Source organism: Micromonospora sp. DT178 (assembly GCF_049841695.1).
In the GTDB taxonomy this organism is placed as follows: domain Bacteria; phylum Actinomycetota; class Actinomycetes; order Mycobacteriales; family Micromonosporaceae; genus Micromonospora.
The window spans coordinates 1-20401 of sequence record NZ_JBNCKV010000027.1; the positions used below are offsets into that span (position 1 = coordinate 1).

The following is a 20401-nucleotide window of genomic DNA, read 5'->3' on the forward strand; positions in this document are numbered from 1 at the left end:
CTCCAACAACAGCCGCTGCTGCGGATCCATCGCCACAGCCTCCCGCGGACTGATCCCGAAGAACCCCGCGTCGAACATCCCGGCCCCGGAAAGGAATGTTCCGTACCGGGTCCCCGACCGCTGCCGACCGGGGCCGTCCAGCGCCGTCAGATCCCAACCCCGATCCGCGGGGAACTCACCCACCGCGTCAACACCCTCGACCAGCAACTGCCAAAACGCCTCCGGGTCACCAACCCCACCCGGATACCGACACCCCATCCCCACAATCGCAACCGGCTCGTCGAGCACAGTGACTGCGGCGACCGGTCCAGTTGCCGGCTCAGACACCCCGTCCAACCGCTGCTGCAGGTATCCCAGCAGTGCCACGGGCGTGGGGTAGTTAAATAGCAGGGTGGTCGGCAGCCGCAGCCCTGTCACCGCGGTGAGTCGGTCACACATTTTGATGGTGGCGTATGAGTCGAAGCCCTGCTCCTTAAAGCTCCGGTCAGCGTCGACATCCTGCGGCCCGGCATGACCAAGCACTGCGGCCGCATGGGTACGGATCAGGTCAAGTAGTTGCCACTCGCCCCCACCCGCTGCCGGCTCGCTTCTCGCACCGGCTTCACCAGGGCGGTCCCGCCTCGCGGAGCGTTCGGTCTCGGCAAGGTCGAGCGCGGCCGCGCTGGCCTCGATGTCATGCCGCTCGACCGCGTCCTGGGACTGGTCGATCGGGGCGATACTGCGACCAGGGTGCTCGGCCAGCGTGTCCGGGAGCCAGTGGCGCTGGCGCTGGAACGGGTATGTTGGCAGCGGCACGCGTCGGGGCAAGTCACCGGCAAAGGTCGGGGTCCAGTCGATGTTGATGCCGGCCACGTGCAGGGTGGCCATCGAGCGTAGCCAGCGGTCACGTCCGCCGTCGTCACGGCGTAGGGTGCCGGTCACTACCAGATGCTCGCCGGCCTGTTCTACCGCCATGGTCAATACCGGGTGCGGGCTGACTTCCACGAACGTCTGGTGGCCGGCTTCGGTCAGTGTCTGGATCACCTCGGCGAACCGGACCGTGTGTCGCAGGTTGCGGTACCAGTAGTCGCCGTCGAGGCTGGCGGTGTCGACCTGCGCCGCTTGCAGGGTCGAGTAGAACGGCACCTGCCCGCTGTGGGGTTGCAGGTCGGCCAGATCTGTGCGCAACTGGTCCTGGATCGCCTGTACCTGCACCGAATGCGAGGCGTAGTCCACCGCGATGCGCCGGACCCCCCGCTCCGCGTGCGCCTGCACGAATTCGTCACACGCGGCCGTGGTTCCGGATATCACCACCTGCGCCGGGCCGTTGACCGCCGCGACCGACAGGTCCTCACCCCACCCGGTGATCAACTGTTGCACCTCGTCCAACGGTGCGGGCACCGACACCATGCCCCCCGACCCGGACAGGGCTACGATCGCCCGGCTGCGCAACGCCACCACCCGGGCCCCATCGGCCAAGGACAGGCCACCGGCCACACACGCCGCGGCGATCTCTCCTTGGCTGTGTCCCACCACCGCCGCCGGCGTCACTCCCACCGAACGCCACAACTCGGCCAGCGACACCATCACCGCCCACGACACCGGCTGCAGCACATCCACCCGGTCCAGCAACGCGCTATCCGCCAACGCCTCCCGCAACGACCAGTCCACAAACGGCGCCAACGCCTGCGCGCACCGGGTCATCGCCTGCGCGAACACCGGCTCGGCATCCCACAACGCCACACCCATGCCCACCCACTGCGCTCCCTGACCCGGAAACACGAACACCGGACCCGTCGCGCTACCCGCACCGGCCGCGACACCACGCACCACCACCGGCGAGGCGTCCAGATCCTGCAACCCGGCCGGATCCTGCAACCCGGCCAGATCCTGCAACCCGGCCAGGAACCCGTCCAAATCCTCGGCCACTACCACCGCCCGATGCGCAAACACCGACCGGGCGGTGGCCAGAGTCCAGGCCACATCCCGGGCCGAGATCTCCGGCTGCTCGGTCGCGAACGCCCGTAGCCTCATCGCCTGCTCACTTAACGCACGGGCCGTTCTCGCCGACAGCGACAGTGCCAACGGCGCCGACCCCATCGGCCCGCCGAGCCTGACACTCTCAACAACCTCAACGTCGGCGACCTCGCTTACGACGACGTGGCAGTTGGTGCCGCCCATGCCAAACGAGCTAACGCCCGCAACCAGCGGCCGGCTGGGATCCGGCCATCCAGCGGTCTGCGTCTGAACCTGTAGGTTCTGTTCCTCCAGCCGAACCCACGGACTCGCCTGCCGGAAGTTCAAGCTGGCCGGAATCTGGCGATGGTAGATTGCCAAGATCACCTTGAGTAATCCGGCGATACCCGCAGCACACTCAAGATGGCCAATGTTCGTCTTAACCGATCCCACCCGCAGTGGACCGTAAGCACGGCGGGGCCTGCCAACGGCCGCGCCCAGCGCGGCCGCCTCGATCGGATCACCAACCTTCGTGCCAGTGCCGTGCAACTCGACATACTGAATGTCTGCTGCTTGTACGCCTGCACGTTCATGCGCGAACCGAATGACCTCCTCCTGCGCGGAGGCACTAGGAACCGTCAGACCTTCGCTTATCCCATCGTGGTTGATAGCGCTGCCGCGAATGATGCAATACACGTGGTCACCGTCGACCAATGCCTGCCGTAACGGTTTCAGTACAACTACTGCACCGCCTTCGCCGCGCACGAACCCGTTGGCTCGGGCATCAAATGTGAAACAGCGGCCATCCGGCGACAGCGCCCCGAACCTCGACAACTCAACGGCAGCCTCTGAGCTGAGATTGAGAATAACGCCGCCGACAATTGCGCTGGAACACTCGCCGCGACGCAGGCTGTCACAGGCGAGGTGAATGGCGACTAGCGACGACGACTGGGCGGTATCGACGGTGATGCTCGGTCCAGTCAACCCGAGCGTATACGACACCCGGTTGGCGATCATGCCACGCTGCAGGCCGGTGTTGCTGTGCGCAGTGATTGCCTCCAAACCGTACCGGCGCAATACGGTTGCGTAGTCATCCTTATTCGCACCGATGAACACCCCGACGCGGGTGCCCCTAATTCGCTCCGGCACGACGCCGGCGTCCTCAAGCGCCTCCCAGCTCAGCTCAAGCGTCAGTCGCTGCTGCGGGTCAGCGGCGGCAGCTTCCCGTGGCGAAATCCCGAAAAACCCAGCATCGAACTGGTCAACCCCGTCAAGGTAGCCCCCATACCTTGTACCCAGGGGCGGATTGCCCGGGTCGAACGGAGTGACGCCCCAGCGATCAGCAGGAGTGGATGAGATCGCGTCCAGCCCATCGCGTAACAGGGTCCAGAATGCTGCCGGACCAGCGGCGCGTGGCAGACGGCACGACACACCAATAACGGCAATCGCACTATCCTGGCCTCGGAAGGTCTCAGACATCGCTGAAGGTCTCAGACATCGCCATCCTCAGATATTCTAATCCACACTGCGGAAAACACGAACCAGCGGCCTGGAAGTGAGCCTGCCGGTTACGCGCCCCGGCTGGGCTCACGCAGTCACCTGACCTACACGTGATCTTCGATCACGGGCCAACAGGTCAGCGCCACGCGGTCGGAGTCTTGACACTGAATCGTTTGACGAGACGTCATTAGCAATGGTTCGGCAGGCCCGCCTTGGAGCAGCCGACTGCCCCAACCTGGCCGGAAAAACACTTCGAGGTGAACGGTGCAGCCCGAGATCAAGAAGCTTAGGGCTCTGCGTTCGGAATACGGTGAACCTGATGCTAGGTAACGAAGGCAATGACGAGCTTGCGCAAGTCACGACCGGGCTAACTCGCTGGACCCTAGGAGCCGATGCCTGGAGCGGCGACGGTCGAGGTAGCGTGACGAGCCGCCCGGCGATCAACGCCGATTCCACGGCCGAAGGGGCGAACGTGGACGAGGCATCGATGGTCCTTCCCCCGTAGAAGTTTTCTTCACCGGAACGACTCCTCCATACACGATTCTCAATCTCCGCGCACCTTGTCAAGGGTCCGGCACAACGACCGCAATAACGAAGAAGTGGCGCGATGACGGGCCCGGCTGGTCGTGTCGTTCGGCGACGCCGGCGAGTTCGGCTGGCTCTGACCGCCGGTCCGGGTCAGCGGACAAAGCCGGTGGCGGCAAACGCCTCCGCGCCGTCGCGTTCGCGGACCCGCACGGGCCAGACCGACAACACTGTGACCGCCCCGACATAACCCGGTCCGGGATCCAGATCGACGATCTGCGCCGTCCCGACGAGGTCCGGGCGGTCGATGAAGCCGGTCAGCCGGGCCAGGTCGTGCGGCGCCCACACTGTCAGGTTCGACATCAGGATCCGCAGCCCGTCGCCGGTCGCCTTCAGCACCGACTCCTTGCGCGTCCAACAGTGGAAGAAAGCCTGGGTCCGGGCCGGCCGGCCGTGAACAGCGCGGAAGTCCGCGCGCTCGGCATCGCTGAGCACCAGTCCCAGCATGCTGTCGACGTCGACGTCGGCGATCACCTGCTCGACGTCTACTCCGACGGCTGCGTCCGCGCACAGCGCGACCGCCACCCGGTCGGCGGCATGCGTGAGGGAGACGTTGAGCGTGCCTCCGACGACCTCAGGGCGCCCGTGCGGCCCTCGGCAGTCCGGGCACTCGCGGCGAAGCTTGACCTTCCGCGGATCGTCCTCGGCCGACTCGGCAACCGCGACCTTGAGGAGCGCGGTGGCCGTCGTGAACCGCCGTCGCGCCGCGACCCGGCGGAGGGACCCGGCGCGGGCCCGCTCCGATTCGCTGAGCAGGTCCTCGCACCAGTCGGGAGCGTCGGCCGGGTCGATGCACCACACGTGGCAGTCGGTCGGGCGACCGCCACGCCTGCGGGTCCGGCCATCAGGCGGCACGGAGGAACTGGCCGTTGAGGAACATCAGCGCGTCCTCACCGGGCCGGCGCCACAACGACAGCAGCCGACCGACGTAGATCGTATGCTCGCCCGCCTCGTGGCTTTGGTCCAGTTCGCATTCGAGGTGGGCCAGCGCCCCGTCGATAAGCGGCGCGCCACTGTAGGCGCCGGGGAACCACGACACGGCGTTGAACTGTTCCGGGCCGACCGGCCGTCGTTTGTCGGCGAAGTACCGCGCCACCTCGGTCTGGTCGGACGCCAGGATCGACACCGCGAAGGTGGCCTGCCGATCGAGCACGTGGTGCATCCGGGCGTCCCGTCCGACACAGACCAGGATCAGTGGCGGAGCAAGGGATACCGCGGTGAAGGAGTTGGCCGTCATGCCGTGTGCCAGGTCTCCGCCCGCCGTCACCACGGTGACCCCGGTGGCGAAGGCGCCGAGGACGCGTCGCACGGATGCCTGCTCGTGGATGGCATCGTGAGCCAGCTGGAGCCTTTCCACATTTCCCTCCTGGCGCCGCCTAGGAATAGGGCTGTAGGGCCGTGGCCAACGCCTCCGGCACGCGGGCCGGGGACGTCCGGGTGTTGGGCCCCCGCATGCAGGCGACCCGTTGTTTGCCGCGAGCGACCAGCGTTTCCCCGCCCGCGGCCAGCCGCACGTAGTCGAAGCCGAACTGCAGCTGTGTCTGGGCCAGTTCGATCAGTCGCATGCGGATGGAGAGCTCGTCGAACGCGGTGAGCTCAACGAAGAACTCGCAGTCCACCTTGAGGGTGAACAGCTTCAGGTCCTGCTGGAGGTCCTCGAGCACCGAAGGCGCCCGGTCCTTGAGGAACATCTCCCGGCACCGGCCCTGCCAGCGCGGGTAATTGACGTAGTAGACGTTGCCCACCATGTGGGTTTCCTCGAACCCCACGGTATGGCGGTACTCGCAATACTCCTCCACGGTCTATTTACGCCCTCCGCTGAGAACGGCCACGGCAACCTTGTCGTGGACGCCGGACACTCGAGTGACAAAGGTGGCCACCCGCCGGTCGCCGCACCCGAGCACGACCCAGCCGATCGGCTCGGCCGCCGTCACACGCCACTCGCCGGCGTCGGGCAGGCATTGCCGGGCGACCTGGAGACGCGTTGCCGCCGCGTCCAGTGGTTCGCCGGCGGCCTCGGCAACCAGGTGCGCCACCGACGCGTGCTCGCCCAGTCGGTCGGCCCATGCTTGCCCGGTCCGGCTCTCCACCGCGGCGACGGCGCAGCCAACCGGATCCGTGGCCGCGACGCACAGGGCGAGACCGGCCGCCGAACTGGCCGACACCGTGCGCTTGCCGGGGACCCGCGGTTGACCGTCCTCGCTGTACCGGACCATGACCGGCCCACCAAGGTCCCGGCCGACCGCGACCGTGGTGATCGGCTGGAGCGGCCCGGCCGGTGCGGGCTCGACCGCGACCGCGATCGCCGACCCGGCACGTCGTGCATCGCCCGTTCCAGGTAGGACCGAGCAGGACCGGATGCCGGGGCCCCGACCCGTTCCGCTTCCGTACGGCACGCAGCCGCAGGCCCTCCCACCGTTCGACGACCGCGCCGGCCGCGTCGCGCAAAGCGATGTCGTAGACGTGGGCGTCCCCCGTCCCGTGAGCGCTCCGTGGCGCGGAACCGGAGCGAGTCGGCGTCGAACATGGCCGCGCCGGCCGGCACGTTCCGCTCGATCCTCTCCGGAAGCCACGTCGCGTCGGGCACGCAGACCTGGTTGCCGTGCATCATCGCGTTGCACACCCGGATCGCCGAGCAGCAGCGTGGAGGGCAGATAGGCCCGCGAACCAGTCGGTCCTGGCGTCGGCCGCCACGGTGGCGTCCACGTCGCGGGCCGCGGCGAGGTGGTAGGTCCGCAGGCGTTGGAACCGGCGTCCCTGGAACAGCACCGGGCCATAGAGGTCGGTCGCCGGGTCGAGCGGCACCTCGGGCAGGCCCGGCTCGATCTGCTCGGGTGCGCCGGCCGCCGGGGTCGTTGGCCGGAAGCACAACCGCGCCCGGAAGTGGTCGGTGGCGAAGCCGGTCTCCTCGCTGTGCAACGCGACCTCGACCGTGCCCGAACCGGTAACCACGGCCGCGACCCGGATCCGGATGCTGTCGTGCACCGGCACGACGATCGGCCGGAGAAACTCGACGTTCTCGACGACCGGCGCGGTGGCCTCACCGATGACGGCCGCCGCCACCTGTGCCATGGCCTCCATTTCGAAGACCGCCGGGAAGAGCTGGTTGCCGTCGAGCAGGTGATCGGTCAGGTACAGGTCGGTTCCCGCGCTCAGCTCGACCTCGCAGATCAGCTCGACCCCGTGGTAGCGCACCAGAGGACGGTCGACGAAGCGCAGCAGCGGCAGCTCCGGCTGGTCGTAGCGCATCGTGTCGATGCTGTTGGTGCGGCCGCTGATGACCACCGTGGTCGGCGTATGCGGGTCGGCCAGCAGACGCCGCAGCACGGCGATCCCTGGCCGGGCGAGATGGCGCTCACCCCTTCGCGGCCGAGCGTCTCGATTACGTCGAGCCGTTCACCCATGCCGACGCCCGATCACACCGACCACTCGAGACACATCGTGCGGACGTGCGGATTGCGCTTGCCGAACTCGCAGTGGCCTCGGCCAGCCATTCGTTCGCCATGGCGTAGTGGGCCTCACCGCGCAGCCCGGTACGGCCGATGCTGCTGCCCAGGGTGACCAGCAGCCGTAGGTCCTGGGGATCGACGGCTGCCAGTACGGCGCGCAGGCCGCAAACCTTCGGCGCGAAGGTGCGGGCAATGGTTTCGGTCTCCAGGGTGACCAGCGACGCCGGTTCGTTGCGACCGGCGCCGTGCAGCACCGCGGTGACCGGGCCGAGCGTCGCGGTCAGCGTGGCCACTGCGTGCTTGACCGACCGGGCGTCGGTGACATCGGCCCGCGCGTACTCGACAATGAGACCGGCCTGTGCCATCCGCTGGAGGTTGGCCGAGAGCTCGGCGTCCTGGGCCGGATCCGATCGCCCCAGCAACGCGTGCTTGGCCCCGCTGTCCTGGGCCATGGCCAGGGCGCACTCGGCCGTGATGCCCTTGCCGCCCCCGGTGACCAGCAACACGTCCTGCGCCGTGAGGGCCGGGACGGTCCGGGCCGGTTCGAAGGGCAGCACCCGCAACGTCGGGGTCCGGCGGGTGCCGTCCGCGTCGTAGAACACCTCCGCGAAGGACTCCGTCGCGGCGGTCTCGGCGGTCACCCGGGCCACTGCCTGATCATCGGTGGCCAGATGGACCACGGTGACCGGGGTCTGCGGCGACTCCAGATGCAGCGTCTTGGCCAGCCCCGGCCGCGCTCCGATCGTGCTGGACCAGGACGAACCGCCGGCTGGACAGGTCGGCCGGAACGGCCTTGGCTCCCCGCAAGGCCAGTTCGAGGTCGCCCTCGGCGCAGGCCGGCGGCAGGCAGACCAGCACGCCCGCGCCCACCCCGGCCCGGGCCAGGGCCGCGCCCAGCCCCGGGGCGAACGGGTGACCGGCCGGTGCGAAGACCTGCCACTCGCCGTCGGCGACCGCGGCGATCCGGTGTGGGATCGGCGTGACGTCCAGCTCAACCGACCAGGGGCGGACCCAGGACGCCGCCCCGACGGACACCGCCGGCGCGACCGGCTCCACGGTCTCGGTGCGGGACAAGGCGTCGAAGGCGTCCGCCAGTTCCCGCAGGGTCGAGGTGGCGAAGTTCCGCGGGCCTGCGCGGCCGCGATCCCGAGCTGGGCCGCGACCTGATTGACGATCTGGCCGACGGTGATGGAGCTCAGGTGCAGGTGGTCGAGCAGCCGGCTGTCCGGGCCGACCAGGTCCAGCGGCAGCTCGGCCCGCTCGGCGGCGAGCCGCCGCAACAGCTCCAGGCTGGAGGCGGGGGCATCACCGGCGGCGACCGCGGCCACCGGTGAGCTTGTCGAGACCTGCGTCAGTGCAGCTCAAGCGGCATGGTGCATTCTTTGAGGAGGCCGCCGATGCCGTTGCAGCCTTGGGATGCCGAGCCTAGATACGGATCTTGTCTCAGCCGGCGCGCGGTGAGGCAACCGGGGTAACAGGTCATGCCTTCGCGGTGCCGTGGTGCAGACGGTGGTCGTCGTTTGCGCACGAGGTCTCACTGCGCCCTACGCCGCGATCTCTCACCCGATGTGGTTGGAGACGCCGCTGACCCATCGCGCTGGTGGCGGTGGCGCCTCCTCCATCCGGGCGGCTCCGCGCGGCTAGTGCGCTGACCACGAACGTTCTCCGGGTCTGGTGTCAGGCGGCTTTGGAGCGCGGTCGGCCCCAGCGTTGTTGGCGTTCGCGACGGATGCCTGCGCGTTCGCGGCGTTGTATGGCTAGGACGCTGGGGTGGCGGGCGTCGGCGTTGCGCCAGCGTAGGTATGCCTGCCGGTCGCGGGCGAGAACGGTGCGGTTGGGGTAGTTGGAAGCGGTCATGGTGACGCTGCGTAGCGGCCTAAACTGGGCCTCGATCGGGTTGGCCCAGGCGACGCTGGTCGGGGTCAGGCAGAGTTCGACCTGTTCCGCGCGCCAGGTCCGGAGGCGGCGTCTTGTTCGTGGCCAGGTTGTCCAGGATTACGCAGAGGGTGCACCGTCCGGGCGGGCGGATCGTCTAGAGCGCGGTCAGGTGTGGTCGCCGCCTTTGCGGCGGCGCATGACCCAGAGCTGTTCGTCGCCTAGGCTGGCTGTAGCAGCCGTGGAAGTAGCGGATCCCGTGCGTACGGGGGTAGTTGGCCGGGCGTCCGGTCCGGGCGCTTGGCCGGCGACCACGAGCTGCCGTGGTGTGGGCGGGCCTCCCTTGCGATACCGACGGACACCGCGCCAGACATCGCGGTGTCGCCCCTTTGCGACACCGCTCTTGCCCTTCAAGACTTTCGGCCACCGCCTCGTAGCCGGCTTCGCCGGACCTCATCTGGGCGCGCACTGGCGTTGCCCGTGCTGGTAGACGAGAAGCCCAATCTGTGAACGAACAGGAGCCGGAACCTCCGAGTTTGACACCTCTGCACAGGTCCGGGCGGGGACAGTGCAGGCGACCGCCCAGACGATCTCCGCTAACCATTTCGGATAGATGAGACCCGTACGACCGTTCCGCGCCAGGTCTCGTCGATCGCGTCGGTCACCCATCGCAGCACACGATTAGCAGGTCGCCTAGCGTACGCCGGCACGTGGAGACCCAGCCGCGGGAGACTGGCGAGGATGGGCTGCTGCGCAGCCCATCAAGCGAGTCATCGGATCCGCATTGGTGGCGAAATTGCCAGCCATGTCGTTGGATGGACTCAAGGGGCCCTCCCCGAGGCGTGCGCGGCCCGCACTACCTGTCCTACGGCGGCCGCAAGCTTACCGCCACGGCGGTGCGCCCGACCGGCGCTGCGATCAATGCCGCCGCCGCCGGGCCCGACGGGCCGCGTTCAATCGGGTGCAGGACCGCCGGCGCCGAGCGTCGTCCCGGTGTGGGAACGCCTGGAACGGATTCGTACGGGTTCTCGGCCCTCGAAGCCGACGTCGGCAAGGTCATTCGCACTCACGTTCTGCCTGCAGCGGCCTGAACCCGTGTCCGGGAGGCGTGCGACATGGTCTGGTTCAGAGTGGCCGCCCGCGCGTCCGTCCCTGGCGCCATGGATCCGGCGCCTTACCGGTTCGTCGCAGCTCCTTGATCCAGCCATTGGCGATCTGCCGGGGAACCGAGTAGTGCTCGGCGACCCTCGCCGCACTCCCCATCTTCCAGTACGTGACGGGGAAGTCGGGCGGCATGTCGCTTACGTGCTTACCCACGCGTCTGGGCGGCACCTTGTCCGCAGGCGCCGACGTCCGCCCTCCGTCGATTGGCTGCGCAGGTTCGTCTCGTTCTATGTCGTGTCTGTCAACGATGTCTGGCACCGAGCCAGGGGGTTCCGCGTCTCCGGATAGCCGAAACGCAATCTCGATAACCTGTCGAAAGTCCAACTCAGCCAGCGTCTGCGGTATGGCGGAGCCACCGTCGTCAGGCCGTACCGAAATCTCCCGGAGGGCAGGGCCAGCTGAGGCCAGGTCCACAACGACCTTTATCTGCCCGCTGCCGCCAACCTGCTCAACTGTGATGAGGTACTCGCTCATCAAAGCTCTCCTTTATGCGGTGAGCCCGACCACGGGCAGCACACTGTTACGATGGTTTGCCGTCCAGCTTCCGCAACCGGCCTATCCAACCCTTCGCGGTGTGCCGCGGAACCCCGTAGTGTTCGGCGACGCCGGTGACGGTACCAGCGGCCTCGTACACGGCCCTGACCTCTTCCGCATCAGGCATGCGCCGGTAGGCGCGGCCCGACCCCGTCCCCTGAGAGCGCGTCGCCTCTGCGGGTTGTACCGCGGCAAGCTGGCCATGATCCGCCGAACCGTCAACCGACTGCTGAGTGTCGGACCGCCGGCGAGTCGTTACCCGACCGCCAGCGGGCGCGCTGGGACCAACGACTCCAGTCGCCGCGCCGGCCCCCACTGCCGAACTACTGGCACGCGAGACTCCCGCGCCCCCAATTAGTGCCTGCCCGATCGCCTCAAGATCTATCTCAGGCAGCGAGCTGACAGTCAAACCGGCCGGGCCATTGCTGCGCATCGTTATCTCAGCGATCCGGTGCACGCCGCCGCTGGCTTCAACCCTGATCAGGAGTTGAACCGCACCAGCAGCTTCATCGTCATCCGTTGATATAGCGACACGAAAAACAGTCATCCCGACATATTAGTCCTTCGCCTGCCACCGCGAGGTCGAGCCGCTCGTGGCGAGGACTGCCATGCGGTGAGCCTTGTTAGGTACGACTGATCGACTCGCCGTGTCGCCGCTCTCTGAAATGGTCTGGCCACTTTTCGTGATGCCCCGCGAGCAACCGTGTCTGTCCACTGTGGGACTTGGCTGCGTGGTTGACGGCGCCATCGGAATATGTTCGCTCAGCTGGCCGGTGTGACGGTCGAGCGGGTCGAGGCTACTGACCAGGCGTGCGGATCTGGCGGGCGACTGGTCCGGGCACGGGGTGTCGGAGTGTTAGCGGTTGACGACGCGGGCCCACTCCCGGTGTCGCAGGTTGGCGGAGGACGGATGACGGCCGGCCGGTGAACTTGCGGCTGCCGATGCGACGGTTCCGTTGTCCGCTCACCAAGTGCGAGGGTCGGCCTTCGCCGATCATATCCCTGGCTGGACCAGCAAGCACGCCCGTCGGAGTCCGGCCGCGCGGCGGACGTTGACAGGAGTCGATCGCGGTCGTATTGGCTGGCAGGCGGGGCATACGGTTGGCGACCAACGCTCGGTCTATCAGCCAACCGCAGCGCGCAACTGCGACTGCTGCTGGCGTTGCCGCTTCCCACGCCCGGACAGATGCGCGTCCGTAAAGTCGATGTACGTCCTGGCGACCATCGAGCACGTCACACGACGGGTTCGGATCCTCGGCGCGACCGGCCACCCGACCGCCGCCTGGGTCACCCAAGCGGTCCGCAACCTCGGCATGGACCTCCACGACGCCGGCTGCCAGGCCCGTCTCCTGATCCACGATCGGGACGGCAAATACCCGGCGCTGTTTGACACGATCCTCCCCGACACAGGGATCACGGTCGTCCTCACCGGCCTCCAGATGCCCCGGATGAACGCGATCATGGAACGCTGGAATCAGACCTGCCGCTATGAGCTGCTCGACCGCATGCTGATCTTCAACCAGCGCCACCTGCTGCACGCCCTTCGGGAATACGAGTGGCACTACAACGAGCACCGAGCCCACCGCGGGACTTCCCACGCACGGCCGCTGCATCCGCTGCCCAAACCGATCACCAACCCAGACACGATCACGCACCTGACCATCCGCCGACGTGACCGCCTCGGCGGACTCCTCCACGAATACGAGCATGCCGCCTGAACTGCACGGACAGGGTTTCCGGCACCCGCAGCGGCGCCAGCGGGATCGGCGCCGCGATGGCGCGCCGGTTCGCCGCTGAGGGCGCGGCCGGCGTCTGCGTCGCGGATCGCGACGGCGCGGCCGCCGCCGCGGTGGCCGCCGAAATCCGGCAGGCGGGCGTTCCCGCGCTGGCAACGCGCACCGACGTGGCGGTGGAGTACGAGGTCGTCGCGCTGATCGACGCCGTCGAGCGGCAGCTCGGGCCGATCGACCTGTTCTGCGCCAACGCGGGCGTCGCGTTCGGCCACGGGCTGGACGCCCCGGACCAGGACTGGGCCCTGGCCTGGCAGGTGAACGTGCTGGCCCACATCTACTCCGCGCGTGCCTGGTGCCCCGGATGTTGGCCTGCGGCGGCGGATACCTGCTGCACACCTGCTCGGCGGCCGGTCTGCGGGTGGCCCCGGGCGACGCGCCGTACACCGCGACGAAGCACGCCGCGGTGGCGTACGCCGAATGGCTGGCGGTGACCTACGGCGACGCCGGCCTTCGGGTCAGCGCGCTGTGCCCGCAGGGCGTGCGTACCCCGTTGTTGATGGCCGGCCTCGAGGCCGGGTCGGCCGCGGCGAGGCCGTCACCGCAGCCGGCGAGCTGCTTGAGCCGGACGACGTCGCGGCGTGGTGGTCGAGGGTTTGGCGGCCGAACGGTTCCTCGTCCTGCCACACCCCGAGGTGTCCCGGTACGTGCAGCACAAGGCCGCCGACCGGGACCGCTGGATCGCCGGCGCCCGCCGCCGGATGGGCTGAACTGCCGGACGGGCTGAACCGCCGGGCGGGCGGCCGGAGGGCGGGCGGCCGGGTCAGTCGCGGGCGGTGAACTCGACCCGCAGCGTGTTCAGGTCATGCTGGAACGGCGAGCTGGCCTGCCAGTCCGGTGTCGCGTCGACCGGGCGCAGGTCCGGGAAACGATCAAGCAGGATGCGGAAACACTCGTCCGCTTCCATCCGGGCCAGCGCGGCGCCCAGGCAGTAGGACGCGCCCATGCCGAACGCGGTGTGCCGGTTGGGGGTACGGGTGATGTCGAAACGGTCGGGTTCGTCGAACACCTCGGGGTCGCGGTTGCCGGCCACCATGGCGAGGTAGATGATCTGGTGCGCCGCAATGGGCACGTCGCCGATCACCACCGGTTCGGTGGTCGTCCGCACGACGCTCCCGCCCGGGCCGTCGCAGCGCAGCATCTCTTCCACGGCTGACGGGGTCAGCTCTGGCTTTCTCTTGAGCAGGTCGAGCTGCTCGGGGTTCTGGAACAGCAGGAGCAGCCCGTTCGCGATGAGGTGGGCCGTCGTCTCGTGGCCGGCGAACAGCAGCAGCACGCAGTTGGCGACGATCTCGTCCTCGGTGACCAGGCCGTCCTTCTCGGCGGCCGCGAACGTGCCCAGCACGTCCTCGCGCGGCCGTTGCCGGCGCTCCGCCAGCAGTGGCCGCAGGTAGTCCTGCATCTCCACGATGCTGCGCTGGCACTGGCGCAGCCGGGCCAGGCTGGCGATCTGGAAGACGGCGAGGACGTCCCGCGACCAGGCCTGGAGCAGCTCGCGGTCGCGGATCGGCATACCGAGCATCTCGGCGATGACGTTCGCCGGCAGCGGGTACGCCAGGTCCTTGACCACGTCCATCCGGCCCTGCGGCGCCACGGCGTCGAGCAGCTCGTGGGTCAACTCCCGTACCCGCGGGCGCAGCGCGTCCACTGTGGCGCGCGTGAAGTACCGCTTCAACAGCTGCTGAAAGCGGACGTGGTCAGCGGGGTTGGTGTGCCCCATCCACATGTCGATCGAGGCGCGCAGCGGCAGCAGTTCGTCCTGCTCGGCGGGACTCAGCCGCCGGAGACCCTGGGCCATGTTCGCGTTGGCCAGGCGGCGGTCCTTCATCCCGGCGACGATGTCCGCGTGCCGGGTGACGAGGTACGCGTTGAGCTCCGGAACCCAGGTCACCGGGTTTTCCGCCCGAATCCGGTGGAACAGGCGGGTCGGGTTTTCCCGCGCCTCGGGGGTGAACAAGCTGTTCTGCCGAATCGTCCCGTTCATGTCCTCCATGCAGTGATTATGACGTGGGACGTACGCCGGCACCATGCCCGCCAGCCGCGGGCCCCTGTCGCTCGACCGGCCGGAAAAGTTCCCAGCAAAGCGCAGGAAATTGGCGGAAACCAGGTCGCGGCGGGTTTCGACTAGGGCCTGTCCTGCCGACCATGGAAGCCAGATGATGGCGGCGGTCAATACGAGGCTGGCCCGGTAGAGGGATGCGCGTTTGGCGTAGCGGGTGGCCAGGTCACGCCACTGCTTGAGGCGGTTGAAGCAACGTTCCACGACGTTGCGCTTGCGGTAGGTCGTCTTGTCGAAGGTGGGTGGCCTGTGGCCGGCGCTTCCTCTGGCAGTCCGGCGGGCGACCTGGTCCGACCGTTCGGGAATGACGTGCCGGATCCCCGCGTTGCCGCAAAGCTCGGCGGGTCGAGTCGTGCGCATCTCCCTTGTAGCGGAAAGTAGCCGGAGCGGGCTTGTCATTACTTTCCTGAGATGGTCGTTGAGCTGCAATTACGCCGCTTAGCCCTTACCAACCCTTGTCACTCTTCGTCAAGATTTGACTCGGGTTTTCGGAGCTAAACGGGGGGTCCAAGGGTTGGCCGTCCGCCACGTCCAACCGTCTACCGACCGGTTCTGCGCGCCTCACAGATCGCGTACCGACCGAACTCGCGGCAACCCGTCTTCGGTCAACAATCGTTACCGGGACCTCACGCGTCGGCGGGCTCTCGGTGCTGTCCCGCAACATGCGATGCGCGGGATATTCACACAACGGCTGCAGCGGCTCCGGGCACCCGACGAGAGCAGACGTCAATCGCTGAACCCCGTCCGCATCGACCAGCCACGACCAGTCCATGTCCCACGGCTCCTCCCAGGGCGGATGGAAGCAGTCATGATCAAAGCGCTCCAGAAGGCCGGCCCCACACTCCGGACAGACCACCACGCTGGCCCAGCGGTAGTTGACCTGATGCCCGGCGGCGCCGTGCGGCACACCCCAGCTGCTGTGCGCACAACGGTGCGCTGATCCCTGCAACGGCAGTTCTACCTGAGCCTGCCCCGGGAACTGTTCGAGGCAGCCCGGATCGACGAGGCGAGCTACTGGCAGCTGTTCCGGAAGATCGCCATGCCGCTCTCCATCCCGTCGTTCATCATCGTGTTCCTGTTCGAGTTCCAGGCGGCCTGGAACAACTTCCAGGGCGCGCTGATCTACCTCGACGCAGAGTCGGTGGAGGACTTCACCGCTCCGCTCGTCATCGCGTACGCGATGACGAAGTACAGCCCCACGGCCGGCGGGCAGGGCGACCACCAGTACGTCATGGTCGCCTCGCTGCTCGTCACGCTGCCCATGCTGCTGCTGTTCAGCTTCGGCCAGCGGTACTTCATCGAGGGCGTCGCCACCCAGGGCCGCAAGGGCTGACCCCTGGAACTCGGCCGGAGCCGGCATTGCGCCGGGCCCCGGCCGAGGGCTGTCGCGTCGCCGGACACGGGACGGGGCCGACCCCCGGACGGAGATCGGCCCCATCGAAGCCACGGCGCGGGTTACCGGACCACGACGACGTGCTCGGTCCGCGCGTACAGGAACGTCTGGTCGCCGTTCCACTGCACGGTGTACGTGTACTCGCCGGCCGCGTCTGGCGTGTCGGTGAAACGGAAGCTCCCGTCCTGGGCTGGAGTCACCGGGGGGAGGTAGACCGTGGTGATGTCCTCGCCGTCGACGATGCGCCACACACTCAGCGTGGTGCCCGGGGTGAGTGGCCGCCCGGGGGTCTCCAGTACACCGCTGAACCGGAGCTGCCGGCCGGTGTTGGCCGTGCTCGGCCCGGTGAGGCTCAGCGTGGACGGCCGCTGGGCCACCTCGACGGTAACCGTCGCCTGACTCCAGCGGAAGGCCGAGTTGCCGTCCCAGAGCACCTCGTAGTGGAGGTTCCCGCCGACCGGCGGCGTGTCGGTGATGCTGAAGGTGCCGTCCGTGGCGGTGGTCAGCGGGGCCAGCGTCGCACTGGTTCCGTCCGGGTGCCGGCGTGTCACCACCAGCGGCTGCGCGCCGGGCGCCGACCCGTCGGACAGGGTGAGCCGGCCGGTCACGGTGAGCGGTACGAGCGCGGTCCCGGTGGCCGGGGCGGTCGCGCTCACCGAGGACGGCGCCAGGGTGGCACCCCGCAGCCGCCACAGCGTGTAGCGCCCGGTGGACATCTCCAGCAGCACGGTGAACGCGTCGGTGCCGGAGAAGGTGAGTGCGCCCTCCACCACCTGGCCGGCCGGGTTGTCGGCGGTGTGTCGCTTCGTGGTCGTCGCCGCGTCGTACACCGCGATGCGGGGGCCGGCGAGCTCGATCCGGTCCCGCGACGCGCGTGCGCCGACGACGTGGGCGCCGTCCGGGCTGAGGGCGACCGCGTGCGGGAAGCCGACGAAGGTCGGTTCCTCGCCGTACGCGCCGACGCGGGTAAGGCTGGCGGTATCCCAGATGTCGTACCGGTACGGCGAGTCGAACGCGGTGATCGCCTTCGAGCCGTCCGCCGTGATGGTGATGTCCCGCAGGCGGCCGAGGCTGTGGGTGTGGCCGTCGATCACCCCGCGGAGGGTGGCGGGGGTGGTGCTGACGTCGTACACGTACAGGTCGGCCGGGCTGATCCCGTTCTCGCCGGCCACCACCGTGGACCCGGCGGCGGCGACCATCGGCGGGCCGTACAGGCCGCTGGCGATGCGGACCGGCTCGGGCGTCGTCGCGGACAGATCGAGACCCACGACACCGCCGCTCCAGCTGTTGGTCGGACCGTGCCCGACCCAGAGACGGTCGCCGGCCAGCGACAGGTACGTCGGGTAGGGGAACGCGGCCAGGTCGAACCGCCGGGTGACGGCAAGGGCCGCGGTGTCGATCTCGGCGATCTCGTTCGAGCCGTTGAGCGCCGCGTAGAGGCGGCTGCCGTCCGACGTGACGGCTAGGCCGTTCGGCTCGACGAGGCCGGTGATGGCGCCGATCGGGGTGCCGCTGTCATCGGCGACGACGATCCGGTCGCTGGCGGAAATGAAGAGCCGGCCGTTCCCGGCGGCGATGTCCTTGACGAACTTCACCCCCTGCAGAGCCGTGCTGGTGTCCGCGGCCTGGGCAGGTGCGACGGCGGCGACGAGCCCGGCCGCCGCGACCAGTGTCGACGCCAGGGCCGAGCGGGCCACTGTGCGGAACCGCATGAGCGGTCTCCCTTCGGTTGATACCCCGTGATGCCCGGCGGGCCGGCGGCCTGTGATCGGAGGCCGGTGCCGGGGCGGGAGGCAAGATCGCCACCCATTGGTATAGGGCGATGTACTCCTCGGAGGCGTTACACGGGGCACAGCAGACGATCGCTCACGGCAACCGCGCGGCTGTGGCATGCGGCCGAGCGCGGCCAACTTCGAGGACTGACGCGACAGGTCGCCTTCCCAGTGCCCGGGGACGGCGTCGCGTGTAACCGGTCCAGCTCCGCATGCCAACGGTCAACATCAACATCCGTCACAGGCAGACCAACGAACGCGAGCCGAACTCGATTCGCTTACTGCCGTTGCAGTACTAAGCGTGGTTCAGTGCTCGTCCTGGATCCACGCGCACACCGCGGCCCGCTCCGCCTCCGACAACTCCATCCGGGCGTTGACCGTCAGCCGCAGCACGTTACCGGCGAACTCCGAGGCGAGGTTCGCCGCGTCGTGTCGTGCGTCCCGCCACTCAACCCCGCTGTACTTCAGGCCGATGAGCACGAAGTGGATCGCGCTCCTCGTGACCGTGTGTCCCCGCCGGCCGCACGCCTCACGGATCACCTCCTCCGCCTGCGCCTGTGGTAAGGCGGGGTTGGCACGACCCTCTTCGGCGATCGACCGGAACAGTGCCTGGTAGGCGTCTGTGCCGATCAGCGGTGCTCCGACAACCCGGCTCACTCGTTCGGCGATCTCCGGCGCGCTCGCGGGCTGGACCAGCTCATGCCTGCCCGGGTCGAGCAGCCAGCCGGGGTGGCGCGGCTCCAGCACCAGGGTGTCGCTCTGGATTGCCGCGACGAACTGCTTGAACCCGCCCGCCCCGGCCCAGTTTGTCGTCGCCTCCCGTCCCACGGTCTTGCGGACGTAGTGTGCTGCGGAGGCGAGGTCGACCGGTGTCGTCGACTGTGCCACAAGCTGCCGCACCGCCGCCTCGAGGCGGTTCCGCACGTTGTTGCTGTCGCGGTCGATCGGCGCAGCAGCGGTCGCGCGTGGCTGCGGCACGGGGGTGCGGACCTGGTCCACTCCGGCTTGCGACGGGCTCAGACCCAAGGCTTCTTCGATGAACATGATGTCGGGAATCGCGAAGTCGCACACCGACTGCAGCGCGGCGGCGGTCGGCCCGCTCACCAGCATCGCCGAGGTCCTGTCGTGCTCCCGCAGCCGCATGAACACGGGGGTGAAGTCTGCGTCGGTCGACAGGACGACGAAGTCGTCGAACCGGGTCGGGTGGGTCAGGGTGTCGAGGATGTCGAGCACCATGTGGATGTCGGCACTGTTCTTGCCCATGCTCGTCAGCGACGGGCAGTCCACGACCCGGAACCCGGCCCGAGTGAAGTATGAACGGAACTTGCCGGAATGGCTCGGCTCCAGGTAGCAGATCCGGCGTAGCAGCACCCGCGGGACTTCGTCGTCGTCGACCCGGAATGGGCCGAGATCCTGCTCCATCCACCGCACCCAACGGCCAGGGTCAGTGGCGAACGCCGTAGCCGCGTCGGGGCTTGAGTTGCGCAAACCGATGTACACGTTCTCGAAGTCGACGAATAGTGCCGCACGGCGATACGAAGCGAGCGGGGCTTCGGCCATGGCGCTACCTCCGGGAACGTGGACTGATCGACCATAGACGGCCGAGGACGTGCCCGGCGTCGACCGTTCGACCCCCAGTTCCGTGCCGCCAGGACGAGTGTCGAGGACCAGCGGGTAGAGGAAGGCCGCTGTGCCCCAACGCCAGCCGCTTGCACGCTCAGGGAGAGCAGACAGTGGAGGTGGAATGGAGGCCCACCTCTACCTCGACGTTCCTAGTGGCCATCCAGGTTGAGGCACTCGACCGACATAGGCTGCTCGTTGACGTAGCTCGGGCGATCTCCGACGACCGGGTCAACATCCTTTCCGCTACCGTCACCACCACCCACGACCGGGTGGCGGTGAGCCGGTTCAGCTTCGAGATCGCCGACCCGAAGCACCTGGGCCACCTGCTGGCCGCGGTCCGCAATGTCGACGCGTCAGGTAGGCCACACCGGTCCAGGAAGCCACCCCTTATGGCTTCGGGCGCCGCTTCTCGTTGGTGCTGTGCGAGGTCAGGCACCGGCGGCCAGGCTGAGCGTCTGTCCGGCCTGGCGCTGGCGGTGTTCGTGGGCCTGGTCCAGCTTGGCACGCAGTTGCTCGGCGACGGTGCTCGGGTCGGTGTCGGGGACGGTCAGGACGGGGTGGCCGGCGTCGAGGATGCGCCGGTAGGTCCCCGCGGTACTCGCCGTTGCCGTCCGCGATCAGCGCGGGGGCTCCCGGGGAATTGGCCGCGGCGGTGGCGCACTCCCCGGCCCTGTTCTCGTATAGCTACGGCCAACGGACATGTAGCGCTGCGTGACGGAGTG

The 20401-nt window shown here is 68.3% G+C and carries 15 protein-coding genes and 3 pseudogenes; 5 read left to right on the plus strand and 13 right to left on the minus strand.

Annotated elements, in window-relative coordinates:
• From ACLQ22_RS30265 to ACLQ22_RS30300, 8 genes are all read right to left on the minus strand, one after another.
• The coding region (locus ACLQ22_RS30265) for a type I polyketide synthase (RefSeq protein WP_425695315.1) at positions 1 to 3414 on the minus strand (3414 nt) is incomplete at its 3' end.
• A 699-nt stretch (positions 3415 to 4113) separates the two neighbouring features.
• Positions 4114 to 4821 (minus strand): 4'-phosphopantetheinyl transferase family protein, encoded by a 708-nt coding sequence (locus ACLQ22_RS30270; protein WP_425695316.1) that lies wholly within the window; start codon positions 4819 to 4821, stop codon positions 4114 to 4116.
• Between the two features lie 43 nt (positions 4822 to 4864).
• Positions 4865 to 5377: a flavin reductase family protein gene (locus tag ACLQ22_RS30275; protein ID WP_425695317.1), complete on the minus strand. Its 513-nt coding sequence runs from the start codon at positions 5375 to 5377 to the stop codon at positions 4865 to 4867.
• Between the two features lie 19 nt (positions 5378 to 5396).
• Positions 5397 to 5819 (minus strand): acyl-CoA thioesterase, encoded by a 423-nt coding sequence (locus ACLQ22_RS30280; protein WP_425695318.1) that lies wholly within the window; start codon positions 5817 to 5819, stop codon positions 5397 to 5399.
• A 3-nt stretch (positions 5820 to 5822) separates the two neighbouring features.
• Entirely contained in the window at positions 5823 to 6236 is a 414-nt protein-coding gene (locus ACLQ22_RS30285; protein WP_425695319.1) for a hypothetical protein, read from the minus strand.
• A 391-nt stretch (positions 6237 to 6627) separates the two neighbouring features.
• Positions 6628 to 7347: a hypothetical protein gene (locus ACLQ22_RS30290; RefSeq protein WP_425695320.1), complete on the minus strand. Its 720-nt coding sequence runs from the start codon at positions 7345 to 7347 to the stop codon at positions 6628 to 6630.
• A 55-nt stretch (positions 7348 to 7402) separates the two neighbouring features.
• Positions 7403 to 8110, minus strand: a complete 708-nt coding sequence (locus ACLQ22_RS30295; RefSeq protein ID WP_425695321.1) for an SDR family NAD(P)-dependent oxidoreductase — start codon at positions 8108 to 8110, stop codon at positions 7403 to 7405.
• Positions 8111 to 8126: 16 nt separating this feature from the next.
• Positions 8127 to 8543 carry a hypothetical protein gene (locus ACLQ22_RS30300; protein ID WP_425695322.1) on the minus strand — a complete coding sequence of 139 codons (417 nt, stop codon included), beginning with the start codon at positions 8541 to 8543 and terminating at the stop codon, positions 8127 to 8129.
• A 125-nt stretch (positions 8544 to 8668) separates the two neighbouring features.
• On the opposite strand from ACLQ22_RS30300, the gene ACLQ22_RS30305 reads away from it, so the two are divergent.
• Positions 8669 to 8803 (plus strand): hypothetical protein, encoded by a 135-nt coding sequence (locus ACLQ22_RS30305; RefSeq protein ID WP_357878238.1) that lies wholly within the window; start codon positions 8669 to 8671, stop codon positions 8801 to 8803.
• Between the two features lie 343 nt (positions 8804 to 9146).
• Here the strand turns inward: ACLQ22_RS30305 and ACLQ22_RS30310 are convergent.
• Both ACLQ22_RS30310 and ACLQ22_RS30315 read right to left on the minus strand, forming a co-directional pair.
• Positions 9147 to 9679: pseudogene (locus tag ACLQ22_RS30310) on the minus strand (IS630 family transposase); the annotation flags it as partial.
• A gap of 790 nt (positions 9680 to 10469) precedes the next feature.
• Positions 10470 to 10982 carry a hypothetical protein gene (locus ACLQ22_RS30315; protein ID WP_425695323.1) on the minus strand — a complete coding sequence of 171 codons (513 nt, stop codon included), beginning with the start codon at positions 10980 to 10982 and terminating at the stop codon, positions 10470 to 10472.
• A gap of 1265 nt (positions 10983 to 12247) precedes the next feature.
• Here ACLQ22_RS30315 and ACLQ22_RS30320 point away from each other — a divergent pair.
• Positions 12248 to 12760, plus strand: a complete 513-nt coding sequence (locus ACLQ22_RS30320; protein WP_425695324.1) for an integrase core domain-containing protein — start codon at positions 12248 to 12250, stop codon at positions 12758 to 12760.
• A pseudogene (locus ACLQ22_RS30325) lies at positions 12757 to 13542 on the plus strand (SDR family oxidoreductase). Before ACLQ22_RS30320 ends, ACLQ22_RS30325 begins: the two are co-directional and overlap by 4 nt.
• A 53-nt stretch (positions 13543 to 13595) precedes the next feature.
• On the opposite strand, the gene ACLQ22_RS30330 reads toward ACLQ22_RS30325, so the two are convergent.
• Positions 13596 to 15320 (minus strand): cytochrome P450, encoded by a 1725-nt coding sequence (locus tag ACLQ22_RS30330; RefSeq protein ID WP_425695325.1) that lies wholly within the window; start codon positions 15318 to 15320, stop codon positions 13596 to 13598.
• 538 nt (positions 15321 to 15858) lie between these two features.
• Here ACLQ22_RS30330 and ACLQ22_RS30335 point away from each other — a divergent pair.
• Complete coding sequence (locus ACLQ22_RS30335; protein ID WP_425695359.1) at positions 15859 to 16224, plus strand: ABC transporter permease subunit; 366 nt, start codon at positions 15859 to 15861, stop codon at positions 16222 to 16224.
• Positions 16225 to 16346: 122 nt separating this feature from the next.
• Here ACLQ22_RS30335 and ACLQ22_RS30340 read toward each other — a convergent pair whose 3' ends face one another.
• Both ACLQ22_RS30340 and ACLQ22_RS30345 read right to left on the minus strand, forming a co-directional pair.
• Positions 16347 to 17996, minus strand: coding sequence for a hypothetical protein (locus ACLQ22_RS30340; RefSeq protein WP_425695326.1), 1650 nt, complete (start codon positions 17994 to 17996; stop codon positions 16347 to 16349).
• 366 nt (positions 17997 to 18362) lie between these two features.
• Positions 18363 to 19616, minus strand: coding sequence for an NYN domain-containing protein (locus ACLQ22_RS30345; RefSeq protein WP_425695327.1), 1254 nt, complete (start codon positions 19614 to 19616; stop codon positions 18363 to 18365).
• Positions 19617 to 19747: 131 nt separating this feature from the next.
• Between ACLQ22_RS30345 and ACLQ22_RS30350 the strand changes: the two are divergent.
• Positions 19748 to 20029: pseudogene (locus ACLQ22_RS30350) on the plus strand (ACT domain-containing protein); the annotation flags it as partial.
• Between the last annotated feature and the right edge of the window lie 372 nt (positions 20030 to 20401).

Coding starts and splice junctions, on each gene's coding strand:
- ACLQ22_RS30340 (WP_425695326.1), bottom strand. CDS start 17,996: ATGCGGTTCCGCACAGTGGCCCGCTCGGCCCTGGCGTCGACACTGGTC.
- ACLQ22_RS30345 (WP_425695327.1), bottom strand. CDS start 19,616: ATGGCCGAAGCCCCGCTCGCTTCGTATCGCCGTGCGGCACTATTCGTC.
- ACLQ22_RS30320 (WP_425695324.1), top strand. CDS start 12,248: ATGTACGTCCTGGCGACCATCGAGCACGTCACACGACGGGTTCGGATC.
- ACLQ22_RS30315 (WP_425695323.1), bottom strand. CDS start 10,982: ATGAGCGAGTACCTCATCACAGTTGAGCAGGTTGGCGGCAGCGGGCAG.
- ACLQ22_RS30285 (WP_425695319.1), bottom strand. CDS start 6,236: ATGGTCCGGTACAGCGAGGACGGTCAACCGCGGGTCCCCGGCAAGCGC.